The sequence below is a fragment of the Nocardioides sp. zg-1308 genome, from assembly GCF_013155375.1.
Taxonomy (GTDB): Bacteria; Actinomycetota; Actinomycetes; order Propionibacteriales; family Nocardioidaceae; genus Nocardioides; species Nocardioides renjunii.
In genome coordinates this window covers 1446497-1468709 of the sequence record NZ_JABJQY010000002.1, presented here as the reverse complement: position 1 = coordinate 1468709, position 22213 = coordinate 1446497, and the positions used below count along the sequence as shown (strand labels likewise).

23 protein-coding genes are annotated in these 22213 nt (G+C 73.2%); 12 read left to right on the top strand and 11 right to left on the bottom strand.

Annotated features, from left to right (window positions below; genetic code table 11):
- Window positions 1-181 precede the first annotated feature (181 nt).
- The 3 genes from HN031_RS08790 (at window position 182) to acs (ending at window position 4187) form a co-directional block, all read left to right on the top strand.
- A complete protein-coding gene (locus tag HN031_RS08790; protein WP_172269012.1) occupies window positions 182-523 on the top strand; it encodes a DUF485 domain-containing protein in 342 nt (113 codons plus the stop codon).
- The gene (locus HN031_RS08785; protein ID WP_172269008.1) at window positions 523-2130 is read left to right on the top strand and encodes a cation acetate symporter; all 1608 of its coding nucleotides are present in this window, start codon (window positions 523-525) and stop codon (window positions 2128-2130) included. Before HN031_RS08790 ends, HN031_RS08785 begins: the two co-directional genes overlap by 1 nt.
- Window positions 2131-2231: 101 nt before the next feature.
- Window positions 2232-4187, top strand: coding sequence for an acetate--CoA ligase (gene acs, locus HN031_RS08780; protein ID WP_172269005.1), 1956 nt, complete (start codon window positions 2232-2234; stop codon window positions 4185-4187).
- 80 nt (window positions 4188-4267) lie between these two features.
- On the opposite strand, the gene nhaA is transcribed toward acs, so the two are convergent.
- Complete coding sequence (gene nhaA, locus HN031_RS08775; RefSeq protein WP_172269003.1) at window positions 4268-5689, bottom strand: Na+/H+ antiporter NhaA; 1422 nt, start codon at window positions 5687-5689, stop codon at window positions 4268-4270.
- A 174-nt stretch (window positions 5690-5863) separates the two neighbouring features.
- On the opposite strand from nhaA, the gene HN031_RS08770 reads away from it, so the two are divergent.
- The gene (locus HN031_RS08770) at window positions 5864-6280 is read left to right on the top strand and encodes a phage holin family protein (protein WP_172269001.1); all 417 of its coding nucleotides are present in this window, start codon (window positions 5864-5866) and stop codon (window positions 6278-6280) included.
- Window positions 6281-6283: 3 nt separating this feature from the next.
- Here the strand turns inward: HN031_RS08770 and HN031_RS08765 are convergent, their stop codons facing one another.
- From HN031_RS08765 to nth, 4 genes are read right to left on the bottom strand one after another with little or no spacing between them, the layout of a single operon-like run.
- The gene (locus tag HN031_RS08765) at window positions 6284-7459 is read right to left on the bottom strand and encodes a MarP family serine protease (protein WP_172268999.1); all 1176 of its coding nucleotides are present in this window, start codon (window positions 7457-7459) and stop codon (window positions 6284-6286) included.
- A 3-nt stretch (window positions 7460-7462) separates the two neighbouring features.
- On the bottom strand, window positions 7463-8218 hold the full coding sequence (locus HN031_RS08760; RefSeq protein ID WP_367650704.1) for a CoA pyrophosphatase: 756 nt from the start codon (window positions 8216-8218) through the stop codon (window positions 7463-7465).
- Complete coding sequence (locus HN031_RS08755; protein ID WP_172268997.1) at window positions 8215-8835, bottom strand: TlpA disulfide reductase family protein; 621 nt, start codon at window positions 8833-8835, stop codon at window positions 8215-8217. Before HN031_RS08755 ends, HN031_RS08760 begins: the two co-directional genes overlap by 4 nt.
- Window positions 8832-9488, bottom strand: a complete 657-nt coding sequence (gene nth, locus HN031_RS08750; RefSeq protein ID WP_172271498.1) for an endonuclease III — start codon at window positions 9486-9488, stop codon at window positions 8832-8834. The genes HN031_RS08755 and nth overlap by 4 nt, the downstream gene beginning before the upstream one ends.
- 223 nt (window positions 9489-9711) lie before the next feature.
- On the opposite strand from nth, the gene HN031_RS08745 reads away from it, so the two are divergent.
- The 3 genes from HN031_RS08745 to HN031_RS08735 all read left to right on the top strand — a co-directional run bounded on the left by HN031_RS08745 (window position 9712) and on the right by HN031_RS08735 (window position 12171).
- Window positions 9712-10389 (top strand): Crp/Fnr family transcriptional regulator, encoded by a 678-nt coding sequence (locus HN031_RS08745; RefSeq protein WP_056601912.1) that lies wholly within the window; start codon window positions 9712-9714, stop codon window positions 10387-10389.
- A 79-nt stretch (window positions 10390-10468) separates the two neighbouring features.
- A complete protein-coding gene (locus HN031_RS08740; protein WP_172268995.1) occupies window positions 10469-10966 on the top strand; it encodes a SigE family RNA polymerase sigma factor in 498 nt (165 codons plus the stop codon).
- On the top strand, window positions 10963-12171 hold the full coding sequence (locus tag HN031_RS08735; protein WP_172268993.1) for a hypothetical protein: 1209 nt from the start codon (window positions 10963-10965) through the stop codon (window positions 12169-12171). The genes HN031_RS08740 and HN031_RS08735 overlap by 4 nt, the downstream gene beginning before the upstream one ends.
- Before the next feature lie 154 nt (window positions 12172-12325).
- Here HN031_RS08735 and HN031_RS08730 read toward each other — a convergent pair whose 3' ends face one another.
- The 5 genes from HN031_RS08730 to HN031_RS08710 are packed head-to-tail and all read right to left on the bottom strand — an operon-like array spanning window position 12326 to window position 15210.
- Window positions 12326-12862, bottom strand: a complete 537-nt coding sequence (locus HN031_RS08730) for a TIGR03086 family metal-binding protein (protein ID WP_172268991.1) — start codon at window positions 12860-12862, stop codon at window positions 12326-12328.
- Window positions 12863-12900: 38 nt separating this feature from the next.
- Entirely contained in the window at window positions 12901-13710 is an 810-nt protein-coding gene (locus HN031_RS08725) for an MBL fold metallo-hydrolase (RefSeq protein ID WP_172268989.1), read from the bottom strand.
- Window positions 13707-14591, bottom strand: coding sequence for an NUDIX hydrolase (locus HN031_RS08720; RefSeq protein ID WP_172268986.1), 885 nt, complete (start codon window positions 14589-14591; stop codon window positions 13707-13709). Before HN031_RS08720 ends, HN031_RS08725 begins: the two co-directional genes overlap by 4 nt.
- Window positions 14592-14597: 6 nt before the next feature.
- The gene (locus HN031_RS08715) at window positions 14598-15053 is read right to left on the bottom strand and encodes an Atu1372/SO_1960 family protein (RefSeq protein ID WP_172268983.1); all 456 of its coding nucleotides are present in this window, start codon (window positions 15051-15053) and stop codon (window positions 14598-14600) included.
- 1 nt (window position 15054) lies between these two features.
- Window positions 15055-15210: a hypothetical protein gene (locus HN031_RS08710; RefSeq protein ID WP_172268980.1), complete on the bottom strand. Its 156-nt coding sequence runs from the start codon at window positions 15208-15210 to the stop codon at window positions 15055-15057.
- A 91-nt stretch (window positions 15211-15301) separates the two neighbouring features.
- Here HN031_RS08710 and HN031_RS08705 point away from each other — a divergent pair, with 91 nt between their 5' ends.
- Window positions 15302-16453 (top strand): sensor histidine kinase, encoded by a 1152-nt coding sequence (locus HN031_RS08705; RefSeq protein ID WP_172268977.1) that lies wholly within the window; start codon window positions 15302-15304, stop codon window positions 16451-16453.
- Complete coding sequence (locus HN031_RS08700; protein ID WP_172268974.1) at window positions 16450-17130, top strand: response regulator transcription factor; 681 nt, start codon at window positions 16450-16452, stop codon at window positions 17128-17130. Before HN031_RS08705 ends, HN031_RS08700 begins: the two co-directional genes overlap by 4 nt.
- Window positions 17131-17173: 43 nt before the next feature.
- Here the strand turns inward: HN031_RS08700 and HN031_RS08695 are convergent, their stop codons facing one another.
- The gene (locus tag HN031_RS08695) at window positions 17174-17944 is read right to left on the bottom strand and encodes a TetR/AcrR family transcriptional regulator (protein WP_172268971.1); all 771 of its coding nucleotides are present in this window, start codon (window positions 17942-17944) and stop codon (window positions 17174-17176) included.
- Between the two features lie 83 nt (window positions 17945-18027).
- On the opposite strand from HN031_RS08695, the gene HN031_RS08690 reads away from it, so the two are divergent.
- The 3 genes from HN031_RS08690 to HN031_RS08680 all read left to right on the top strand — a co-directional run bounded on the left by HN031_RS08690 (window position 18028) and on the right by HN031_RS08680 (window position 22209).
- Window positions 18028-18876, top strand: coding sequence for an NAD(P)H-binding protein (locus HN031_RS08690; protein WP_172268968.1), 849 nt, complete (start codon window positions 18028-18030; stop codon window positions 18874-18876).
- A 172-nt stretch (window positions 18877-19048) separates the two neighbouring features.
- Window positions 19049-19795, top strand: coding sequence for an ABC transporter ATP-binding protein (locus tag HN031_RS08685; protein ID WP_172268965.1), 747 nt, complete (start codon window positions 19049-19051; stop codon window positions 19793-19795).
- A complete protein-coding gene (locus tag HN031_RS08680; RefSeq protein ID WP_172268962.1) occupies window positions 19795-22209 on the top strand; it encodes an ABC transporter permease in 2415 nt (804 codons plus the stop codon). Before HN031_RS08685 ends, HN031_RS08680 begins: the two co-directional genes overlap by 1 nt.
- The last annotated feature ends 4 nt before the right edge of the window (window positions 22210-22213 follow it).

The window sequence follows — 22213 nt, the reverse complement described above, 5'->3', positions numbered from 1 at the left end:
TCGGGCGGCGCCCGGGCGGCGGGCGGCCCCGACCGCTCGTCGTACGACACCGACCGCTGGGCGACCAGCCGCGCCCACCGGCCGACCGGGGGTCGTCCTCCCCTCCCCCGGCCGACGTGACCGGTGTCACGGTGACGGCGGTCACACCCGGTGGCCGACCCGTGCTCGGAAGGACGCGATCGTGACAGAGCAAGAGCAGGCCGCGCGCCACGACCCCATCTACGACCGCTTGCACGCGACACCCGAGTTCGCCGAGCTGCGACGCCGCTACCGCGGCTTCGTGTTCCCGGCGACGGTCGCGTTCCTGGTCTGGTACCTGCTGTACGTCATCCTCTCCAACTGGGCCGGCGACTTCATGTCCACCCAGGTGGTCGGCAACATCAACGTGGCCCTCGTCTTCGGGCTGCTGCAGTTCGTCACCACGTTCGGCCTCGCCTACATGTACGCCCGCTTCTCCCAGTCCAAGCTCGACCCGCTGGCCCGCCAGCTCGACGCCGACTACCGCAAGGGGGGCGACGCCTGATGGACACCCAGGTCCTCACCACGATCCTGTTCCTCACGGTCGTCGCGCTCACGGTCGGCATCACCTTCTGGGCGAGCCGCCAGACCAAGACTGCGGCCGACTACTACTCCGGCGGGCGCTCGTTCTCCGGCTTCCAGAACGGCCTGGCGATCGGCGGCGACTACATGTCCGCCGCGTCGTTCCTCGGCATCTCCGGTGCCATCGCGCTCTACGGCTACGACGGCTTCCTCTACTCCATCGGCTTCCTCGTGGCGTGGCTCGTCGCGCTGCTGCTCGTCGCGGAGATGCTGCGCAACGCCGGTCGCTACACGATGGCCGACCAGCTCGCGTTCCGGATGCGGCAGCGCCCGGTCCGCACGGCCGCGTCGATCTCCACCGTCGTGGTCTCCATCTTCTACCTGCTGGCCCAGATGGTCGGCGCGGGCACGCTCGTCGCGCTGCTCCTCGGCGTCGACAGCGAGGCCGTCAAGAACCTCACCATCGTGGGCGTCGGCGCGCTGATGATCTTCTACGTCGTCGTCGGCGGCATGAAGGGCACCACCTACGTCCAGATCGTCAAGGCCGTGCTGCTCATGCTCGGATCGGCGCTGATCGTGGTGCTCGTGCTCGCGGAGTTCGACTTCAACCTGTCGAAGCTCCTCGGCGCGGCGGCCGACAACTCCGGCAAGGGCGAGGCGTTCCTGCAGCCCGGCCTGCAGTACGGCGCGACGCTGACGTCGCAGATCGACTTCCTGTCGCTCGGCCTGGCCCTCGTGCTCGGCACCGCCGGCCTGCCGCACATCCTCATCCGCTTCTACACGGTGCCGACCGCGCAGGACGCGCGGAAGTCGGTGCTCTGGGCGATCGGGCTCATCGGCGCGTTCTACCTGATGACGCTGGTGCTCGGCTTCGGCGCCGCAGCGCTGCTGGACCGCAGCCAGGTCGACCCGCTCGAGGGCGGCAACCAGAACCTCGCCTCCCCGCTCCTCGCCGAGGCCGTCGGTGGCGGCGAGGGATCCACGGGCGGCGCGATCCTGCTCGCCCTCATCGCCGCGGTGGCCTTCGCGACCATCCTCGCGGTGGTCGCCGGGCTGACCCTGGCCAGCTCCTCGTCGGTGGCGCACGACCTCTACAAGGGCGTCATCAAGAAGGACGAGCCCGTCACCGAGAAGGAGGAGGTGCGGGTCGCCCGCATCGCCGCCTTCGTCATCGGAGCGGTCGCCATCGCCCTGTCGATCCCCGCGCAGCGACTCAACATCGCGTTCCTGGTGGCGCTCGCGTTCGCCGTCGCGGCGTCGGCCAACCTGCCGGCGATCATCTTCAACATGTTCTGGAGGCGCTTCAACACGCGCGGCGCCACGTGGAGCATCTACGGCGGCCTCATCGCGGCCGTCGGCCTGGTGTTCTTCTCGCCGGTGATGTCGGGCCTGCCGACGTCGCTCTTCCCGGACTCCGACTGGTCGATCTTCCCGCTCAACAACCCGGGCATCATCTCGATCCCGATCGGCTTCCTGCTCGGCTACATCGGCACCATCACGTCGAAGGAGCCGGAGGCCGAGGACCGCTTCACCGAGCTCGAGGTCCGCGCCCTCACCGGCGCCGGCGCCGAGCAGGCCGTCCAGCACTGACGCCGTACGCGGTCGCCACACCCCCGTGACCCCCTCGCCGAGCCGGAGTAGGTTCGGCGAGGGGGCACGACCCCACACACGCACAGCCCCAGGAGAGAGCCTTGTCCGAGCAGACCCTGTCCAACCTGTCCCGCGAGGAACGACGCTTCGAGCCCCCGGCCGACCTGGCCGCGAACGCCAACGTCACCGAGGAGGCGTACGCCCGTGCCGACGAGGACCGCGAGGCCTTCTGGGCCGCCGCGGCCGACCGGCTGGACTGGGGCCAGCGGTGGGACCAGGTCCTCGACTGGTCGAACCCGCCGTTCGCCAAGTGGTTCGTCGGCGGCACCCTCAACGCGGCGGTCAACTGCGTGGACCGCCACGTCGACGCCGGCAACGGCGACAAGGTCGCGCTGCACTGGGTCGGCGAGCCGGACGACGACACCCGCGACATCACCTACTCACAGCTCAAGGACGAGGTGTCCAGGGCGGCCAACGCGCTCACCGAGCTCGGCGTGCAGAAAGGCGACCGGGTCGCCATCTACATGCCGATGATCCCCGAGGTCGTCGTCGCCATGCTGGCCTGCGCCCGCCTCGGCGCACCCCACACCGTCGTGTTCGGCGGCTTCTCCGCCGACGCCCTCGCCTCCCGCATCACCGACTGCGAGGCGCACGTCGTCATCACCTCCGACGGCGGCTACCGCCGTGGCGCGGCCAGCGCGCTCAAGCCGGCCGTCGACGAGGCCGTCGAGAAGACCGGTGACCTCGTGCGCAACGTCCTGGTCGTGCGCCGGACGGGCCAGGACGTCGACTGGCACGAGGGCCGCGACGTGTGGTGGCACGACGTCGTCGACAACGCCTCGCCCGAGCACGAGGCCGAGATGCACGACTCCGAGCACCCGCTCTACGTCATGTACACCTCCGGCACCACCGGCAAGCCCAAGGGCATCCTGCACACCACCGGCGGCTACCTCACCGGGACGTCGTTCACGCACTGGGAGGTCTTCGACCTCAAGCCGGAGACCGACGTCTACTGGTGCACCGCCGACGTCGGGTGGGTGACCGGCCACTCCTACATGGTCTACGGGCCGCTCGCCAACGGCGCGACGCAGGTGATGTACGAGGGCACGCCCGAGAAGGGCCGCTGGTGGCAGATCGTGCAGGACTACAAGGTGACGATCTTCTACACCGCCCCCACCGCGATCCGGACCTTCATGAAGCAGGGCCGCGAGATCCCCGACGGCTACGACATGTCGTCGCTGCGCCTGCTCGGCTCGGTGGGCGAGCCGATCAACCCCGAGGCCTACGTCTGGTACCGCGAGGTCATCGGCGGCGACCGCTGCCCGGTGGTCGACACCTGGTGGCAGACCGAGACCGGCCAGATCATGATCAGCCCGCTGCCCGGCGTGACCGCCGGCAAGCCCGGCTCGGCGATGAAGGCGCTGCCCGGCGTCGTCGCGGACGTCGTCGACGACGAGGCCCGCTCCGTCGGCAACGGCAACGGCGGCTACCTCGTGCTCAAGGAGCCGTGGCCGGCGATGCTGCGCACGCTGTGGGGCGACGACCAGCGGTTCAAGGACACCTACTGGTCGCGCTGGGAGGGCCTCTACTTCGCCGGCGACGGCGCCAAGCTCGACGAGGACGGCGACGTCTGGCTGCTCGGCCGCGTCGACGACGTGATGAACGTGTCGGGCCACCGGCTCTCCACCACCGAGATCGAGTCGGCCCTCGTCTCCCACCCCAAGGTCGCCGAGGCGGCCGTGGTGGGTGCCGCCGACGAGACGACCGGTCAGGCCGTGTGCGCCTTCGTCATCCTCCGCGAGTCCGCCGGCGACGGCGGCCCCGACATCGTCGAGGAGCTGCGCAAGCACGTGCAGAAGGAGATCGGCGCCATCGCCAAGCCGCGCCAGATCATGGTCGTGCCGGAGCTGCCGAAGACCCGCTCCGGCAAGATCATGCGCCGCCTGCTCAAGGACGTGGCCGAGCACCGCGAGGTCGGCGACGTGACCACCCTCGCCGACTCCACGGTCATGGACCTGATCAAGGACAAGGAGGGCTCGGCGCCCTCGGAGGACTGAGGTCTCGCCCCCTCGCTGGCTGCGTCATACGAGCCCGCACCTGGTGGTGCGGGCTCGTGTGGCGCTCAGGACGACGACGCTCAGGACGACGACGCCGCTGCGTCCTCCGGGACGTCGTCGTGGTCCCGCCCGCGGGTCGCCGCCAGCAGCGCGACCACGCCGAGGACGGCGGCGAGCAGCGAGGCCAGCAGGATCGCGATCTTCGCCTCCTCGGTCAGCAGCTCCTCGCCGGGGAACGACAGGCCCGCGATGAAGATCGAGACGGTGAACCCGATGCCGCCGACCGCGCCGAGCCCGGCGACCATCGGCCAGGTGGTGTGGTCGGGCAGCCGGCCGAGCCCGAGGCGTACGGCCAGGAACGACGCCACCAGGATGCCGACCGGCTTGCCGAGCACCAGGCCCAGCACGATCCCGATCCCCACCGGCTCGGTGAAGACCTTGCCGATGGCCCCGAGCTCGACGCCGGCGTTGGCCAGGGCGAAGACCGGCAGCACGACGTAGGCCGACACCGGGTGCAGCGTGCTCTGCAGCCGCTCGACCACCGACACCGACTCCTTGAGCAGGAAGCGCAGCTTGACCAGCTCCTCCGGGTCGAGGGTGTTGTCGCGCAGCGCCTCGCGGGCGTGCTGGCGCGCCACCTCCTCGTTGAGCAGCGGCACGGCGGGCGCGAGCAGCCCGATCGCGACGCCGGCCAGGGTGGCGTGGACGCCGGACTCGAGCAGGGCGTACCAGACACCGACACCGAGGACGGCGTACAGCACCATCGTCCAGATCCGCAGCCGCCGCGCGACGACCATCACCGCCAGCAGCAGGAGCGCGATCGCGAGCCAGCTCAGCGACAGGTCGCTGGTGTAGAAGACGGCGATGACCAGGATCGCGCCGATGTCGTCGACGATCGCCAGGGTCAGCAGGAACAGCCGGGCCGCCGACGGGATCCGGCGCCCGAGGATGCCCAGGACGCCGACCGCGAACGCGATGTCGGTCGCCATCGGGATGCCCCACCCGGCGGCGCCGTCGCTGCCCGGCGGGTTGAGGGCGAGGTAGAGCCCGGCCGGCACGAGCATCCCGCCGACGGCGGCGACGATCGGCAGGGCCGCGGTCTTGGGGTCACGCAGGTCGCCGTTGACCAGCTCGTACTTGATCTCCAGGCCGACCACGAAGAAGAAGATCACCATGAGCGCGTCGTTGACCCAGTGCTGCAACGACTCGTCGAGGTGCAGCGGGCCGACGTCGAGGACGAGGTGGGTGTGCCACAGCGCGTCGTACGACGACGCCCACGGGCTGTTGGCCCACACCAGCGCGACGGCCGCCGCGAGGAGCAGCAGCAGCGAGCCGGCGGCCTCGACGCGGAGGAACTCGCGCACCGGTCGCGCGACGAGCCGGGCGAGCGGCTTGTCGCTCGCGATGTAGACGGGACCGGACTCCCAGAGGTCGTCGTCCACGCGTGGTGGGACGCGCGGCGAGTCGGTGGGTGAGTCGTGCGGGTCGTGGGGTGAGGCCATGCGGCGGCGCATCCTTCGGGGGTCGTCGGGGCACTGTCACCGCGGACTCGCGCCACGGGCCGACCAGACTTCCCGGCTCACCTGCGGCCCAGTCTAGACGGACACCGGGCGCGGGCAGACCCGTTGGTAGGGTCGCAGAGACAGCCCCCGGCGTACACCGAAGGACCGCATCCCATGTCGACCCGCCTGACGACCGACCCGGTCAAGGACTCCGACCCCACCCTCGGCAAGCTCGTCATGGACGCCCAGCGCGACATCTCGTCCCTGGTCTCCAAGGAGATCCAGCTCGCCAAGACCGAGCTCAAGGTGAGCGTCAAGCACGGCGGCGTCGGCATCGGGCTGTTCGCCGCAGCTGCATTCCTCGGCCTGCTGGCCGTCATCATGCTGTCGGTCGCGTTCGCCTACTTCATCCACTGGAACGGCGACGGGCTCGACCTGCAGTGGGCGTTCCTCATCGTCTTCGCGGTCTACCTCCTCGTCGCCGCCCTCCTGGCCTTCATCGGCGTCCGGCAGGTCAAGAAGGTCAAGGCGCCCGAGCGCGCGATCGAGCAGGGCAAGCAGATCCCGCAGGCACTCAAGGGCCACGGCTGACGCTCAGCGCACGCAGGTCCCGGTGTCGACCGGCGCCTGCCGCGACAGGCCCGACGCCGCAGCCTCGGCGACCTGGTCGGCGGTCAGTGCGTAGCCGGTGTCCGGGTCGCTGACCGACGCGGCGAAGACGACGCCGGCCACGTCACCGGCCGAGGTGATGATCGGCCCGCCGGAGTTGCCGGGCCGGATCAGCGCGCGCAGGGAGAAGACCTGCCGGATGACCGTGCCCTCGCCGTAGATGTCGGGCGAGCGCAGCCGCTGCTCGGAGCGCACCCGGCCGGACTGGACGTCGTAGGGACCGTCCTCGGGGTAGCCGAGGACCGCCACCGGGTCGCGGGGCCGGACCTCGGTGTCGAAGGCCAGCGGCGGCACGCCGGCGTCGGGCAGCGAGAGGACGGCGACGTCGAGGTCGGCGTCGTAGAGCACGACCGACGCGACCACAGAGGACCCGGCCACCTCGACCTCGGGGCGGGTCACGCCCGCGACGACGTGGGCGTTGGTCATCAGGCGCCCGGGCGCGTAGAAGAAGCCGGTGCCCTCGACGCCGCTGCCGCAGCCGTTGGCGCCGCGCACCTTGACCACGCTGCTCTCGGCGGCGAGGACGTCGGGGTCGGTGAGCATGCGCGGGTCGCCGGGCTTGACGGCGACGATGCGCTCGGGGGCGAACGGCTCGAGGTAGCGCGGGAAGAACGTCGTGCCGACCACGTTGTTGAAGGTCTGCAGGACCTTGCTGGAGTCGGACGGCAGCGTGCGGTTGACCTCGGCCAGGATCGTGGAGTCGCGCACCAGCGGCGTGATCGCGCCGATGCGGGTGCCGGAGACCGCGACGCCGAGCGCCCAGGCGACGAGGAGCACGGCCACCGCGCTCAGCACCGAGCCGCCGATCGCGTCCACTGCCCGGATCGGCTGCCAGGTGATGCGGTCGCGGATCTTGGCGCCGACGTACTGCAGGACAGCCTGTCCCAGCGACGCCGAGACGATCACGATGAAGAGCGCGCCGAGGGAGACCCACAGCGACGGGGCCGCGTCGCCGAGCGCGAGCGGCGCGGCCCAGATGCCGACCAGGCCGCCGAGGAGCAGGCCGGCGGTGGCGCAGGCGCCGGTGATGAAGCCCTGCCAGTAGCCGGAGAGGGCATAGATCCCCACGAGTGCGACGAGGCACCAGTCGAGGACGTTCATGCGCTACTCCTCGAGCTTGGTGTTCTGCGCCGGGTCGGGGGCGAGGTCGGTCTGCCGGGGTTCACCTTGCAGCATGTGGTCCGGCAGGTCACGCACCCGCGCCCGGTCCCAGTCCTCGCCCCAGCCGAGGTAGGAGAACAACCGGGCGATGATCCCGGCCGTGAAGCCCCACAGGATGACGTCGCGCCCGGGCCCGATGAGGAACCCCGGACCGGTCCAGCCGCTGGGGTGGCGGACGTTGACCCGGTTGTCGGGGTCGAGCAGCTCGGCGATCGCGACGTGGTGGATCTCGTGCACCTCGTCGGGGCTGGCGATGCGCACCTCACCGCGGTCGCGCCAGTAGCCGAGGACCGGGGTGACCGCGAAGTTGCTGGGCGGCAGCCACAGCTCGGGCAGCTCGCCGAAGACCTCGACCTCCGACGGCTCGAGCCCGATCTCCTCGTGGGCCTCGCGCAGGGCCCCCTCCACCGGCGTCTCCCCCGCGTCGAGCGAGCCGCCCGGGAACGACACCTGGCCGGGGTGGGAGCGCATGTGGTGTGCGCGCTCGGTGAGCAGCAGCTCGCCGCGGTGGGCGAGGTCGTCCGGCGTGGTGGGGTCGGCCTCACGGTCGGCGAAGACCATCAGCACGGCGCCGCGCCGGGGGTCGCTGTCGTCGGGCGGCATGAAGCGGGTGAGCTCGTGGACGGTGATCGTCGAGGCGGCCGTCACGACCGGGGACAGCCAGGCCGGCAGCGCGCTGCTGCCCGCCGGGTCGCTCACAGGTCGATCCCGAGGTGCTCGGCCACGAGGTCCTCGACCTCGCCGACCGACGCCACGCCGCCGGAGTCCTGGCCGACGACCGTGCCGTCGGCGTCGACGAAGAGGAAGACCGGCAGGCCGCGACGGGCGATCGCGAAGGTCTCCTCGGCCATCAGGTCACCGCCCGGGTCGGCGACCGAGGGGTAGGTCGCCCCGGTCTCCTCGGCCAGCGCGAGCGCGCCGTCGGGGTGGACGTCGTTGAAGTCGATGCCGAGCACGGCCACCTGCTCGGCGTGCTGCTGGTGGAACTCCTCCAGCGCCGGCATCTCCTCGCGGCACGGACCGCAGTTGGCCTGCCAGAGGTTGATCACCATCGGCCCGCGCAGCGTCGACAGCTCCACGTCGGGACCGCCGCCGAGGCACGGCAGGGTCACCTCGGGCAGCCCGCCCGCCACGGGCTCACCGGTGCCGGGCCGGCAGTCGTCCATCCCGATGCGCGCCTTGACCTCGCGCAGCGCCGGCGTGTCGACCTCGACGTCGGGAGGGCGTACGTCGACCCCGCCGGCGTCGGACGAGCACGCGGCCAACGAGACGGCGAGCAGCAGGGTCGCGAGCGTCCTGCCGAGGAGCTCGGTCATGCAGGTCCCTGGGTGGTGACCAGCTTCTCCGCCTCGACCGGGTCGGTGGGGCCGGTGCCGTAGGAGGGGCAGAGGCGCGCCACGGGGCAGGCGCCGCACGCGGGCTTCTTGGCGTGGCAGCGGCGCCGGCCGTGCCAGATGAGGTGCTGCGACAGCGGCGTCCAGTCGCGCTTGGGGAACAGGGCGCCGACGGCGTGCTCGACCTTGACCGGGTCGCTCTCCTCGGTCCAGCCGAAGCGGCGCGCCAGCCGGCCGAAGTGGGTGTCGACGGTGATGCCCGGGAGCCCGAACGCCTCGCCGCGGACGACGTTGGCCGTCTTGCGACCCACGCCGGGCAGGGTGACGAGGTCCTCCAGCCTGCTCGGCACCTGGCCGTCGAACCTCTCGACCAGCGCCTGGCTGAGCTTGAGCAGCGACTCGGTCTTCTGCCGGAAGAACCCCAGCGGGCCGAGCAGCTGCTCCATGTGCTCGCGCGGGGCGGCGGCCATCGCCTCGGGCGTCGGGTAGGCCGCGAACAGCGCCGGGCTGGCGGCGTTGACGCGCCGGTCGGTGGTCTGCGCGGAGACCACCGTCACGACGAGGCACTCGAAGGGGTTGGTGAAGTCGAGCTCGGTCGCGGCGTCGGGATAGGTCTCGGCGAGGATGCGGTCCATCTTGCGGGCCCGGCGCACGAGCGACGTGTCGGGCTTGACGGGCACGATCGGAGCAGGCACGCGCTCAGCCTACGGTGGCCCTCCGACACCGCCCGAACGGACGCGATGCGGGGCCGACACCCGTGGGAGTGGCCCTTGTGACCCGGACCACGGCTAGGATCGTGCCGATCCCGGCCGTCCGGCAAGAGGCACGCAACGGGGCGCACCTACATGGAGGAATGACGTGGACAACGACGTGCTTCGGCAGGCACCGCTGTTCAGCTCGCTCGACGACGAGGCGGCGACTGCACTGGGCGGTTCGATGGCCGAGACCACGCTCCGTCGTGGCGACGTCCTCTTCCACGAGGGCGACTCGGGCGACAAGCTCTACGTCGTCACCGAGGGCAAGGTGAAGCTCGGCCGCTCGTCCTCCGACGGCCGCGAGAACCTGCTCGCGATCATGGGTCCTGGTCAGATGTTCGGCGAGCTCTCGCTCTTCGACCCGGGTCCGCGCTCGGCGACCGTCACGGCCGTCACCGACGCCACCTTCGCCTCGCTGTCCCACGACGACCTGCTCAAGTGGCTCGAGGGCCGCCCCCAGGTCGCGCGTGGCCTGCTGTCGCAGCTCGCCGGACGCCTGCGCAAGTCCAACGACGTCGTCGCCGACCTGGTCTTCTCCGACGTCCCCGGCCGCGTCGCCAAGGCGCTGCTCGACCTCGCCGACCGGTTCGGCCGCACCGCCGACGACGGCGTCCACGTGCACCACGACCTCACGCAGGAGGAGCTCGCCCAGCTGGTCGGCGCCTCCCGCGAGACGGTCAACAAGGCCCTCGCCGACTTCGCCTCGCGCGGCTGGCTGCGCCTCGAGCCCCGCTCGGTGGTCATCATGGACCTCGAGCGGCTCTCGCGCCGCGCCCGCTGAGACCTCCTCCCGACTTTCTCCGCCGCACTGACCCCCGAAGCGCCGCCCGCGGGCGTCGTACGTCGTGAAGGGGGTCGACATGATCACGGACGACGAAGCGGGGTTCGACGCGTTCGTGACCGCGCGCGGCGCGGCGCTGTCGCGCACGGCGTACCTGCTGACGGGTGACCACCACCTGGCCCAGGACCTGGTGCAGGCCGCGCTGCTGCAGGCGGCGAAGCACTGGCGGCGGATCCACACCTCGCCGGAGGCCTACGTCCGTCGGGCGATGTACCACCAGAACATCTCGTGGTGGCGCCGCCGCAGGCTGGTGGAGACGCCGCTGCTGTCCCACGACGGCGCGGCCCGGCTCGCGGACACCGACCTGCGGCTCACCCTCGACGAGGCGCTCGCGCGCCTGACCGCCAAGCAGCGAACCGTCCTGGTGCTGCGCTTCTACGAGGACCTCACCGAGGTCGAGACGGCGCGCGCGCTCGGCATCACCGCCGGCACCGTGAAGTCGACGACCCGCCAGGCCCTGTCCCGGCTGCGCACCCTCGCGCCGGAGCTGGCCGAGCTGATCGGAGCAGACGCATGACCACCCCGCCGGACGCAGACCTCCGCACCACCCTCCACCGGCTCGCCGACACGAACGAGCCGCTGCCGGTCTCCGACGACCTGTGGCAGCGCGGACGGGCGGCCCGCCGCCGCGGCCAAGCCCTCCTGGTCGCCGCGGTGCTCGCGCTGATCGTCTCCGTCGGAGGAGTCGCCTCCCTCGTGGTCGGTGACGACCGGGAGGCGCGTACGGCGTCCGGCGAGGTGCCGGGCGGGGCCATCCCCAGCCGGATCACCGACGGCACCAACGAGCCGTTCGAGGACGACCTCGCGATCGGGCGGGCCTCGGTGGCCTTCGTCTCCAACCACATCCGCGTGATCACCGCCGAGGACGGGCGCTACCACCACGTCGCGTTCGACGACCCGGAGCTGGCCCTGTCGCGCGAGCCTGCGGTTGCTCTCTCGCCGGACGGACGACGCCTGGCGTGGTCGACGCCGAGCCGCATCGCCATTGCCGACCTGGAGTCCGGCGACATCGTCACGTTCCACCACAACGGAGGTCGTGGCGCCGAGGTCGCCTCCCTGGTCTGGCTGCCGGACTCGGTCCGCCTCAGGTGGCAGGGCGCACACGACGGCCAGGAGGTGGCGGCGGACATCGACGCGACGGGACCGTCGGAGTCCCCCGCCACCCCGGTCGCGGAGCGTCCCGCGGTGACCGGGATCCCCTCACCCGACCTCGACATCCTCGCCATGCGCGCCGACGTCGTCGTCACGGCCGCGCCGTTCCTGCAGGAGGGCGACGGCCCCGGCGGCGGGCCCGAGAGCGAGAGCATCGATCGTGTCCTCCCGACCGACCTCTACCCGGACGGCGCGACGGTGCGACCGCTGGGCTGGGCCGAGGACGACCTCGTCGTGGCGGTGGTCGACCCGCCGCAGAGCGACGTGGTCGAGCACCCGCGCCTGGCCATCTTCACCTCGCCGGACCGCCCGGAGTCCGAGTGGACCTATCGCGAGTTCCTGCCGCGCCTGCCGCCCGTCGAGTCGCTCAGCATCGCCGTGGACCTGGTGCCGGACCTGACGGGCGATCCCTCCCAGCAGCTGACCCACGACTTCGGCACCCCCTCCGACGACGACCCGCCACGGCCGCTGGGGATCGAGCTCTCGCTGTTCATCGGGCTCGGCGTCGCGGCAGCGATCGCCGTACTGCTGGGGCTGCGGTGGCTCTGGCGCCGGTTCCTGGCGGGGTAGTCCCCATCAAAGGGGTCGCCGGAGGGGCCGCAGCACGACCCGTTTGATGGGGACTACCGACGGGCACGTCGGACGGACCGAACGCACGGGCTACCGACCGCTCACGCGGAGCCCCGGCAGGTCGACAGCCGTTCGGTCCGTACGACGGCCAGGCTCAGGCCCGCGGGTCGCGCCCCGCAAAGGCGACGAGCCGGTCGTAGGGCAGTGCGTCGTCCGGGACGCTGACCGGCGGGCCGAAGGCGCCGGCGCGGTTCTCGTCGGTCAGGCCCTGCTGGAGGAACGCCAGCCCGCGCTCGGCCACCTCCGGGTCGAGCGGCATCGAGTGCCCGGTCGCTCGGAGCAGGTCCCAGGTGTGCACCCCGATCTCGGCGCTCTGCCAGTCCGCCATCCCCGCCTCCTCCTCGGAGCGGTCCGCCCAGTGCTCCACGAGGCGGTCGGCGTCGGCGCGGAAGTGCTGGGCCCACTGGTCGTCGGCCACGTCGGGGACCGCCGACCAGTCCACCTCCTCGCCGCGGGCCATCGCGAGGAAGTTGCCCGGAGCGGCCACCAGGTGCCCGACCAGGTCGCGCACGGTCCAGTCACCGCAGTGCGTCGGCAGGTCGAGGTCCTCGGGGTCGAGGGTCGTGAGGGCGGCGCGCGCCTGGTCGAGGGCGCGGGACAGGACGGTCACGGGACGCGGGATGTCGGCCATCCGCCCACGCTAGGGCGGCGTGCCGGGACCGGCAACGCTCAGGAGGAGGTGAGGTAGGCCAGCTGGGCGCGCACCGACAGCTCCGCCGCGCCCCACAGCACCGGGTCGACGTCGGCATAGACGACCTCGACGATCGCCCGCGGCAGCGTGTCGTGCGGGAAGGACCCTCCCTCGCGCGCGGCCGCGTGCAGCCCGCGCAGCGCCTCGCGCACCTGGGCGAGCCGCTGCTCGCGGTGCGCGAGGTAGGTCTCGAGCGCGCCGAGGGCGTCGTCGATCACCGGGCCGTGGCCGGGCCACACGGTCGTGATCCCCTGCTCGCCGCACAGGGCGTGCAGCCGCTGGAGCGAGGAGAGGTAGGCGCCGAGCTGGCCGTCGGGGTGCGCGACGACCGTGGTGCCGCGGCCGAGCACGGTGTCGCCGGTGAGCACCGCCCGGTCCTGCGGGACGACGAACGACAGCGAGTCGGCCGTGTGGCCGGGCGTGGCCACGACGTGCACCTCGAGGCCGCCGACCACGACGACGTCGCCCTCGCCGAGGCCCTCCGAGCCGAGGCGGTGCGCCGGGTCGAGTGCGCGTACGCCGCAGCCGTGCCGCTCGGCGTACTCGCGGGCCGCCTCGCTGTGGTCGGCGTGGTGGTGGGTCAGCAGCACCACGGCCACGTCGCCCGCGGCGGCGTCGATCGCGTCGAGGTGCGACGCGGTGGACGGGCCCGGGTCCACCACGACGGAGCGTGACGAGTGCGGGTCGCGCAGCACCCAGGTGTTGGTGCCTTCGAGCGTCATCGGGCCGGCGTTGGGCGCGAGCACGCACGTCCCGGTCGACCCGAAGACCCCTCCCGACCAGGTCATCGACGAGCCATCAGGTCGGCGTAGGCGGGCGGCGTGGAGAGGATGAAGTCCTCGCCGTCGGCCACGACCTCCGGCATGAACATCTCCACGGTCCGGTCCCGCGCGGCGGCGAGCACCGCGTCGGGGTCGGCGTGCTGGCCCACCTCGAGGCAGGTCAGCCAGGTCGGCGGGAGCATCATGATCTGCTGCTGCTCCACCTGCGCGACAGCGTCGAGCGCGGCCGCCCAGGTGACGGAGGACGACTCGGTCGAGACGTCGCGGGTGACCTGGCCCTCGGGCAGCCCCGCCACGAAGAACCAGGTGCGGTAGCGCCGCGGCTCGAAGACCGGCGTGAGCCAGCCCGACCACGGCCCGAGCAGGTCGGTGCGCAGGACCAGCGACCGCTTCTCGAGGAAGGCCGTCAGCGACAGCTCGCGCGTCTCGAGCGCGACCCGGTCGGCCTCCCAGTCGTCACCGGTGGTGTCGGCGACCACCTCGTCGGCACCCGCCCCCGCGAGGAGGACGCCCGACTCCTCGAAGGTCTCGCGCACGGCGGCGCACACCAGCGCACGGGCCCTCGGCTCGTCGCACCCCAGGCGCGCGGCCCACTCGGCGGGCGACGGCCCGGCCCACAGACCGCGGTCGACCAGCTCGTCGTCGAAGTCGCGCGGGTCGACGCCGCCGCCGGGGAAGACGCACATCCCGCCGGCGAAGGCCATCGACGTCTGACGCCTCAGCAGGTAGACCTCGGGACCGGACGACGCGGCGCCGTCCGCCCCCGGCCGCAGCAGCACGACCGTGGCCGCGTCGCGCGGCTCGGCCGGCGTGGCGCCGCCCTCGGCGTACGACCGGGCCTGTGCGACGAGGGCGTCGGGAAGCGGCAACCGCTCCACGCTGGCCATGGGGGATCAGACCTCGACGATGATCTCGACCTCGACCGGCACGTCCATCGGCAGCACCGACACGCCGACGGCCGAGCGGGCGTGCTTGCCGGCCTCGCCGAAGATCTCGCCGAGCAGCTCGGACGCACCGTTGGCGACCTTGGGCTGGCCGGTGAAGTCGGGCGTCGAGGCCACGAAGACGACGACCTTGACGACCCGCTTCACGTCGTCGAGCGAGCCGATCTCCGCCTTGACCGCGGCGAGCGCGTTGAGGGCGCACTGGCGCGCGCACTCGTAGCCCTGCTCCTCGGTGACCTCTCCGCCGACCTTGCCGACGGCGATCATCTCGCCGTCGCGGGCGGGCAGCTGGCCCGCGGTGAAGACGAGGTTCCCGGTGCGGGCGGTGGGCTGGTAGGCCGCGACCGGCGGGACGACCTCGGGAACGGTGATGCCCAGCTCGGCCAGGCGTGCCTCGGCGCCCACGTCAGCCCTGGCCCGGGCGCTTGAGGAAGGCGACGAGCCCACCCTGGGCGTTGGTGTGGATGGCCACCAGCTCCCAGCCGTCCTGGCCGAAGTTGTTGAGCATCAGCGCTTCGTTGTGGAGCGGAATCGGCGCCACCTGGTATTCCCACTTCGTCATGGCTCGCACCCTACTCGGGGCCCATCCGCACGGGCAGACGTCCTCCCGCGGACTGACGCGGCGCCTGTCGGCTCCGTCTATCGTCCGCACCATGGACGAGCACCCGTGGCGGCTGGGCCCGCGCGCGCGGCTGTGGTTCGACCGCCTGCTCGTCGGTGTCGTGCTCGTCCTCGGCGGCGTCGGCCACGCCGCGGCGGGCCAGCCGGTCGCGGCGCTGCTCACCGTCGTGGAGGCCGTGCCGCTGCTGTGGCGGCGCCGGCACCCGTGGCCGGTGTTCCTCGCGGTGGCGGGGGCCAGCGTCCTCCAGGCCGCGGTGGAGGCCGAGCCCATCGTCGGCCAGCTCGCCTTCCCCGTCGCGGTCTACTCCGTCGCCCGCTGGTCGCCGCGGTGGCAGTCGGTGACCGCGCTCCTGGTCGGCTACGCCGGCGCCGTGGTCGCGGCGGTGCGCTGGATCCTCGGCTTCGGAGCCGGCGAGCTGACCGTCGCCAACCTCGCGCCCTACACCGTGACGATCAGCGCCATCGTCACCGCCGCGTGGGCGCTCGGCTTCGCCGCGCAGGAGCGGGAGAGGTACGTCGCCTCGCTGGTCGCGCGCGCCGAGCAGGCCGAGCGGATGGCCGAGCGCGAGGTCGAGCTGGCGGCGCGCGACGAGCGGTCGCGCATCGCCCGCGAGATGCACGACGTGGTCGCCCACGGGCTGTCGGTCATCGTCATCCAGGCCGACGGCGCCCGCTACGCCGCCGCGAAGGACCCCGGGGTCGCGGTGGGCACCCTGGAGACGATCTCCACCACCGGCCGCGAGGCGCTCACCGAGATGCGGCGGCTGCTGGGGCTGCTCCGCGACGGCGACACCGGCGTCGCGCCGCAGCCCGGGCTCGGCGACGTACGCCACCTCGTCGACGAGGCACGCGCGGCGGGGACGCGGGTCGAGGCCGACCTCCCGGCGCCCGTGCCGGAGGTGCCCGACGGCGTTGCGCTGGCGGCCTACCGCATCGTGCAGGAGGCCCTCACCAACGTCCGCAAGCACGCCGGCCCCGGCGCGACGGTGCGGGTACGCCTCGCCGTGGGCCGAGCGGTCGAGGTCGAGGTGCGCGACGACGGGCGCGGTGCCGCGGCGGACACCGACGGGCACGGGCTCGGCCTGGCCGGCATGCGCGAGCGCGCCGCGGTCCACGGCGGGACGCTGGAGGCCGGACCGGCTGCGGGCGGCGGGTTCGCGGTGTCTGCGAGGCTGCCGCTGTGACCGAGGGACCAGCAGCAGCGCCCGTCCGCGTCTTCCTCGTCGACGACCAGCAGATGGTGCGCGCGGGCTTCCGGATGCTCGTGGAGAGCCAGGACGACATGGTCGTCGTCGGCGAGGCCGGCGACGGCGGCGAGGCACTCGAGCGGCTGGCCGTCACCACCGCCGACGTCGTCCTGATGGACGTCCGGATGCCGCGGCTCGACGGGGTGGAGACCACCCGGCGGCTGCTCGCGACCGACGCGCCGCCCCGGGTGATCGTGCTGACCACCTTCGACCTCGACGAGTACGCCTTCGCCGCGATCCGCGCCGGCGCCTCGGCCTTCCTGCTCAAGGACGCCGCGCCGCCCGACCTCCTCGGCGCCATCCGGGCGGTGCAGGCCGGCGACGCCGTCGTTGCGCCGAGCACCACCCGCCGGCTGCTCGACCACTTCGCCGCCCTGCCCGACCCCGCTGCTGCGGCGACCACCGACGACCGGCTGGCGCTGCTCACCGAGCGCGAGGTCGAGGTGCTCACCCTCATCGCCCGCGGCCTCAGCAACACCGAGATCGCCGCCGAGCTCGTGGTCGCCGAGACCACCGTCAAGACCCACGTCGGCCGGATCCTGGCCAAGACGGGCTCGCGTGACCGGGTCCAGCTCGTGGTGCTCGGCTACGAGTCGGGGCTCGTGTCGGCCTGACGAGCCTCCCTGGGGTCACCGGACATCCGGTGACACACGACGCTCACCCGGCAGCGACCCGGTCGAGCCACTCGGCCAGCAGCTGCCGCTCGGGCCCGCTGAGGACGTCGAGCCGGGGCGCGACCGCGCGGAGCGAGATCGCGGCAGCGACCGGCGCGTCCCGCACGACGTCCGCCCGCGCCCCGTCGGCGACGACGATCGCGGCCAGGACGGCGTCCATCATGGCCTCCCCCAGCCCGGCGTCACGCGCGTCGGCCGGGGTCGCGAGGAGGGCGTGCACCGCGCCGATCCCCGCAGCGTGGATGAGGTCGACGGCACGGGCCTCGGGCACCCGGAGCAGGCCCGCGACCGCCAGCCGGTGCACGCGGGTGGCCAGGACCTCACGACCTGCCCGGGCCGCCGACGACCCGACAGCCCGGTCCGGGTCGACCAGGAGCCGGAAGACGGCGGGGTTCGCGAGCCCGAACTCGACCTGCCGGCGCCAGCTCGACCGGAGGTCCTCGAGCGGGTCCGCGCCGGCCGCCTCGGCGGCGGCCATCCCGGCCGTCTTGTCGGCGACGAACGTCGTCATCACGTGCTCGGCGACCGACTCGAGGAGCCCGTCCTTGTCGCCGAACAGCCGGTAGATCGTCGGCGCCTGCACGCCGGCGAGCTCCGCCACCCCGCGGGTCGTCATCGCCGCAGGGCCTCCCTCCCGGAGCAGGCTCGCGGCCGCGTCGACGATGGCACGGCGGGTGTCGGTGCGGGCGCCGCCGCGGGTCTCGCCGCCGGGCTCGGCGCTGGTTTCGGCGGGAGTCTCGGAGCCGGTGTCCACGGACCAAGGATAACGGCGTGTTGCTAACGATGGAACGGTCTCCTATGGTGAGTGTTATCACTGATAACACGAAGGACGTACCCATGATTGCGATCACCGGCGCCACCGGCGCCCTCAACGGCGCCACCGTCGACCACCTCCTCCACCGCGTGCCGCCCGACGAGCTCGTCGTCGTCGCGCGCGACGTCGCCAGGGCCGACCGGTTCGCCCGGCTCGGCATCGAGGTCAGGCGGGGCGACTACGCCGACGCCGAGTCCCTGCCTGCGGCCTACGACGGCGCCGACCAGCTGCTCCTGGTCTCGTCCAACGACCGGGGCGCCGACACCGTGGCGCTGCACCGCGCCGCGATCGACGCGGCCGTCGCCGCCCGGGTCGGCCGGATCCTCTACACCAGCCACCAGGCCGCAGCGCCGGACAACCCGTTCCACCCGGGCACGGTGCACGCCGCCACCGAGCAGCTCCTGGCCGGGTCGGGGGTCGCGTGGACCTCGCTGCGCAACGGCTTCTACGCCCACAGCCTCCAGTGGCTGGCCGGGCCGTGGCGCGAGACGGGGGTGATCGCCGTACCCGGTGACGGGCCCGTGTCGTGGACCGCCCGCGAGGACGCCGCCGAGGCCGCGGCCGTCGTGCTCGCGTCCGACGGGGCGTACGACGGCCCCGTCACGCTGACGGCGCCGGCCGCGCCCACGTTCGTCGAGCTGTCCGACGTCGCGTCGGAGCTCGTGGGTCGCAGGATCACCAGCACGGTCCTGACGGAGGACGCGTGGCTCGCCGCCCAGGCGGAGGCGGGCGTGCCGCCCCAGGCGTCGAGCTTCCTCCTCGGGTTCTACCGCGGCGCGCGCGAGGGCTTCTTCGCCGGCACGGACCCGCTGCTGGGAGAGCTCCTGGGCCGCGAGCCGCGCAGCGCACGCGACGCCCTGGCCCTCACCTGACCCCCGAGGACGTCCCGCAGGCCGGTCCGCCCGTCCCGCGGTCACCACGTCCTCAGGCACCGGTGTCCTCCCACGGTCGTACCCCGACCACCAGAGGTGCGACCGCGGACGGACCACAGGTCCGTGCCGGGGACCGACGATCGTGCGGGCCGGTCCGAGGAGGGTCGTCCCCATGACGACGACCCTCCAGCACACCGCCCTCGCCGCGAGCGCCCGCGGCCTCACCCGCACCTACGGCAGCGGCGACAACACGGTGCACGCCCTCCGCGGCGTCGACCTCGACCTGCCCGCCGGCCGGTTCACCGCGATCATGGGCCCGAGCGGCTCCGGCAAGTCCACCCTGATGCACTGCCTCGCCGGGCTCGACGCCGCCACGTCGGGCACGGTCACCGTCGCCGGTCGCGACCTCGCCGGCCTCGACGACACCGCCCTCACCCTCTTCCGGCGCGAGCACATCGGCTTCGTGTTCCAGGCCTTCAACCTGCTGCCCATGCTCACCGCGGGGCAGAACATCGTGCTCCCGCTCGAGCTCGCCGGCCGTCCCGTGGACCGCGAGCGCCACGAGCAGGTCGTCGGCGTGCTGGGCCTCGCCGACCGCCTCGGCCACCTGCCGAGCCAGCTGTCCGGCGGCCAGCAGCAGCGCGTCGCGATCGCCCGCGCGCTGGTCACGCAGCCCGACATCGTCTTCGCCGACGAGCCCACCGGCAACCTCGACAGCGAGGCGAGCGCCGAGGTGCTCGGGCACCTGCGGCGCTCGGTGCGCGAGCTCGGCATGACCGTCGTCATGGTCACCCACGAGCTCGACGCGGCGGCCTACGCCGACGACGTGGTGGTCATCCACGACGGCGTCGTCACCGCCCACCTCACCCGGCCCGGCCAGGACGAGCTGGTCGCCGCACTGCGGGGACGGAGCGCCTGATGCGCAGCGTCCTGCTCGCCTCGCTGCGCCACCACACGCGCAGGTACGTCGCCGCCGCGCTCGCCGTGGTCATCGGCGTCGCCTTCGTCGTCGTCACCGGGATGCTGACGGGCGCGACCCGCGCCGGGCTGACCGCGGACGTCGGCGCGCCCGTCGCGGCGGTCGACCGCGTCGTCACCGTCGACCGGGCCCGCGACGCCACGCGGCTCATCGACGCCGCCGCGAAGGAGGGCGTCCCCGCGCTCACGCTGGGCTACGCCATGGAGACCGTCACCCGCGACGGCGTCCAGCTCGCGGCGACGGCCGACATCGCCGAGGTGTCCCTCGACCCGGCCCTGCAGTGGCAGGAGCTCGAGGACGGCCGGTTCCCCGACGCCGCCGGAGAGGCGGTGGCCGACGCCAACGCGGCCAAGAGCACCGGGGTCGGCCTGGGCGACGTCGTCAGGATCGGGACCGGCGCGGCCGCCGCCGACGTCGAGGTCGTCGGCCTGGTCGACAGCCCGCCCGCGATGGGCGCCTCGCTCTACGTGCCGTGGGAGGTGCTCGAGGGGTTCCGCGCGACGCTGTGGGTGGAGTCGGTCGCCTGGGGCGGCTCCGAGGGGCTCGCGTCGACGGTCGCGCCCGGCTCGACCGTCGAGTCGGCCGACGACTGGGTCGCGGCCAGGCAGGCCGAGATCTCGCGCGGCGTCGACGTGCTCGCCGTGATGGCGCTGATCTTCGTCTTCATCGCGCTGTTCGTCGGCGTGATGGTCATCGCCAACACGTTCGCCATCCTCTTCGCCCAGCGCCAGCGCGACTTCGCCCTGCTGCGGTGCGTCGGCGTCACCCGGCGCCAGCTCCGCCGGGCGGTGCGGCTCGAGGCGTTCGCGCTCGGCGTCGTGGCGTCGCTCGCCGGCGTCGCCGTCGGCGCGGCGTCGGGCTACGGCCTCGTCGCGCTCGTGCGGCACTGGTTCGCCGACATGGGTGCCGCGCGTCTCGACCCGGTGTGGACCGGAGGCGGCTTCGCCATCGGCCTCCTCGTCACGCTCCTCGCTGCCTGGCTGCCAACGCGCGCCGCGACCAAGGTGGCGCCGCTGGCAGCGCTGCGGCCCGACACGGGCGTCGACGTACGCTCCGCCGCCGGCCGCTGGCGGCTCGCGTCCGCCGCGCTCCTCCTGGTCGCGGGCGCGGCGGGGATGGCCGTCTCGGTGGCCACGCAGGCCGTGCCGGTGATGCTCGTCGGCGGCGCTGCCGCCTTCGTCGGCGTGCTCCTGCTGGGCCCCGTCCTGGTGCCGGCGCTCATCCGCCTCGTCGGCCGGCTGGCCGGCAGCGGTCCGGTGCGCACCCTCGCGACGGGCAACGCGGTGCGCAACCCGAGGCGTACGGCGACCACCGCCGCGTCGCTGCTCATCGGCGTCACCCTCACCACGGCCGTCCTCACCGGGCTGGCCTCCTCGCGCACGGAGCTCGACCGGGAGATGGACACCTCGCACCCGCTCGACGCGACGATCACGGCGGTCGACGGCCCGCTCGAGGCAGACCTCGCCGAGCGGACGACGGCGGTCACCGGGGTCGCCGACTCGGCCGTGCTCGACGGCACGATCGCCACCATCGCGGGCGTCGAGCTGCCTGTGGCCGCGGTCCCGCAGGGGCTCGACGTGGTGCGCGGGCCCGACGATCTCGCGCCGGCCGACGGGGTGCTCGTGCTGCCCTCCGACGTCATCGACGAGCTGCCGGGCAAGGTGGGCGACCGCGTGTGGAGGGACCTCGAGGCCACCGTGGCCGTCGACGGCCGGGAGCGCACGCTGGAGGTCGAGCCGGCCAGCGGGTGGGGCCGCGCCGGTCTCGTCTCCGCGGCCACGCTCGCCGCGCTCGACGCGTCGCCGCAGCCGACGGCTCTGTGGGTCCGCGCCACCGACGGTGCGGACGCCGAGGACCTCCGCGGTGACCTGGCCGCGCTCGCCGGCGCCAGCGGCGCCGGGCTCGACGGCGGCTACTCCCAGCGGGCGTGGGTCGGCCTCCAGGTCGACGTCCTGACCGGCGCGGTCGTCGGCCTCCTCGCGATCGCCATCGTGATCGCGCTCGTCGGCATCGCCAACACGCTGGGCCTCTCGGTGCTCGAGCGCGGCCGGGAGAACGCCCTGCTCCGGGCGATGGGCCTGACCCGTACGCAGCTGCGGCGGGCGATGGCGACCGAGGGACTGCTGCTGTCGGCGGTCGCGACGCTGCTCGGCACGGCGCTCGGGCTGGTGTTCGCCTGGGTCGGCGTGCAGGTGCTGATCGCGAGCGTCGTCGACGACGCCCGGCTGACGGTGCCGGTGCTGCAGGTGGGCGGTGTCGCCGTCGTGGCGGCCCTCGCCGGCCTCGCCGCGTGCGTCGTACCGGCGCGCAAGGCCGCACGGGTCACCCCGGCGGCGGGCCTGGCCCTGGACTGAGGGC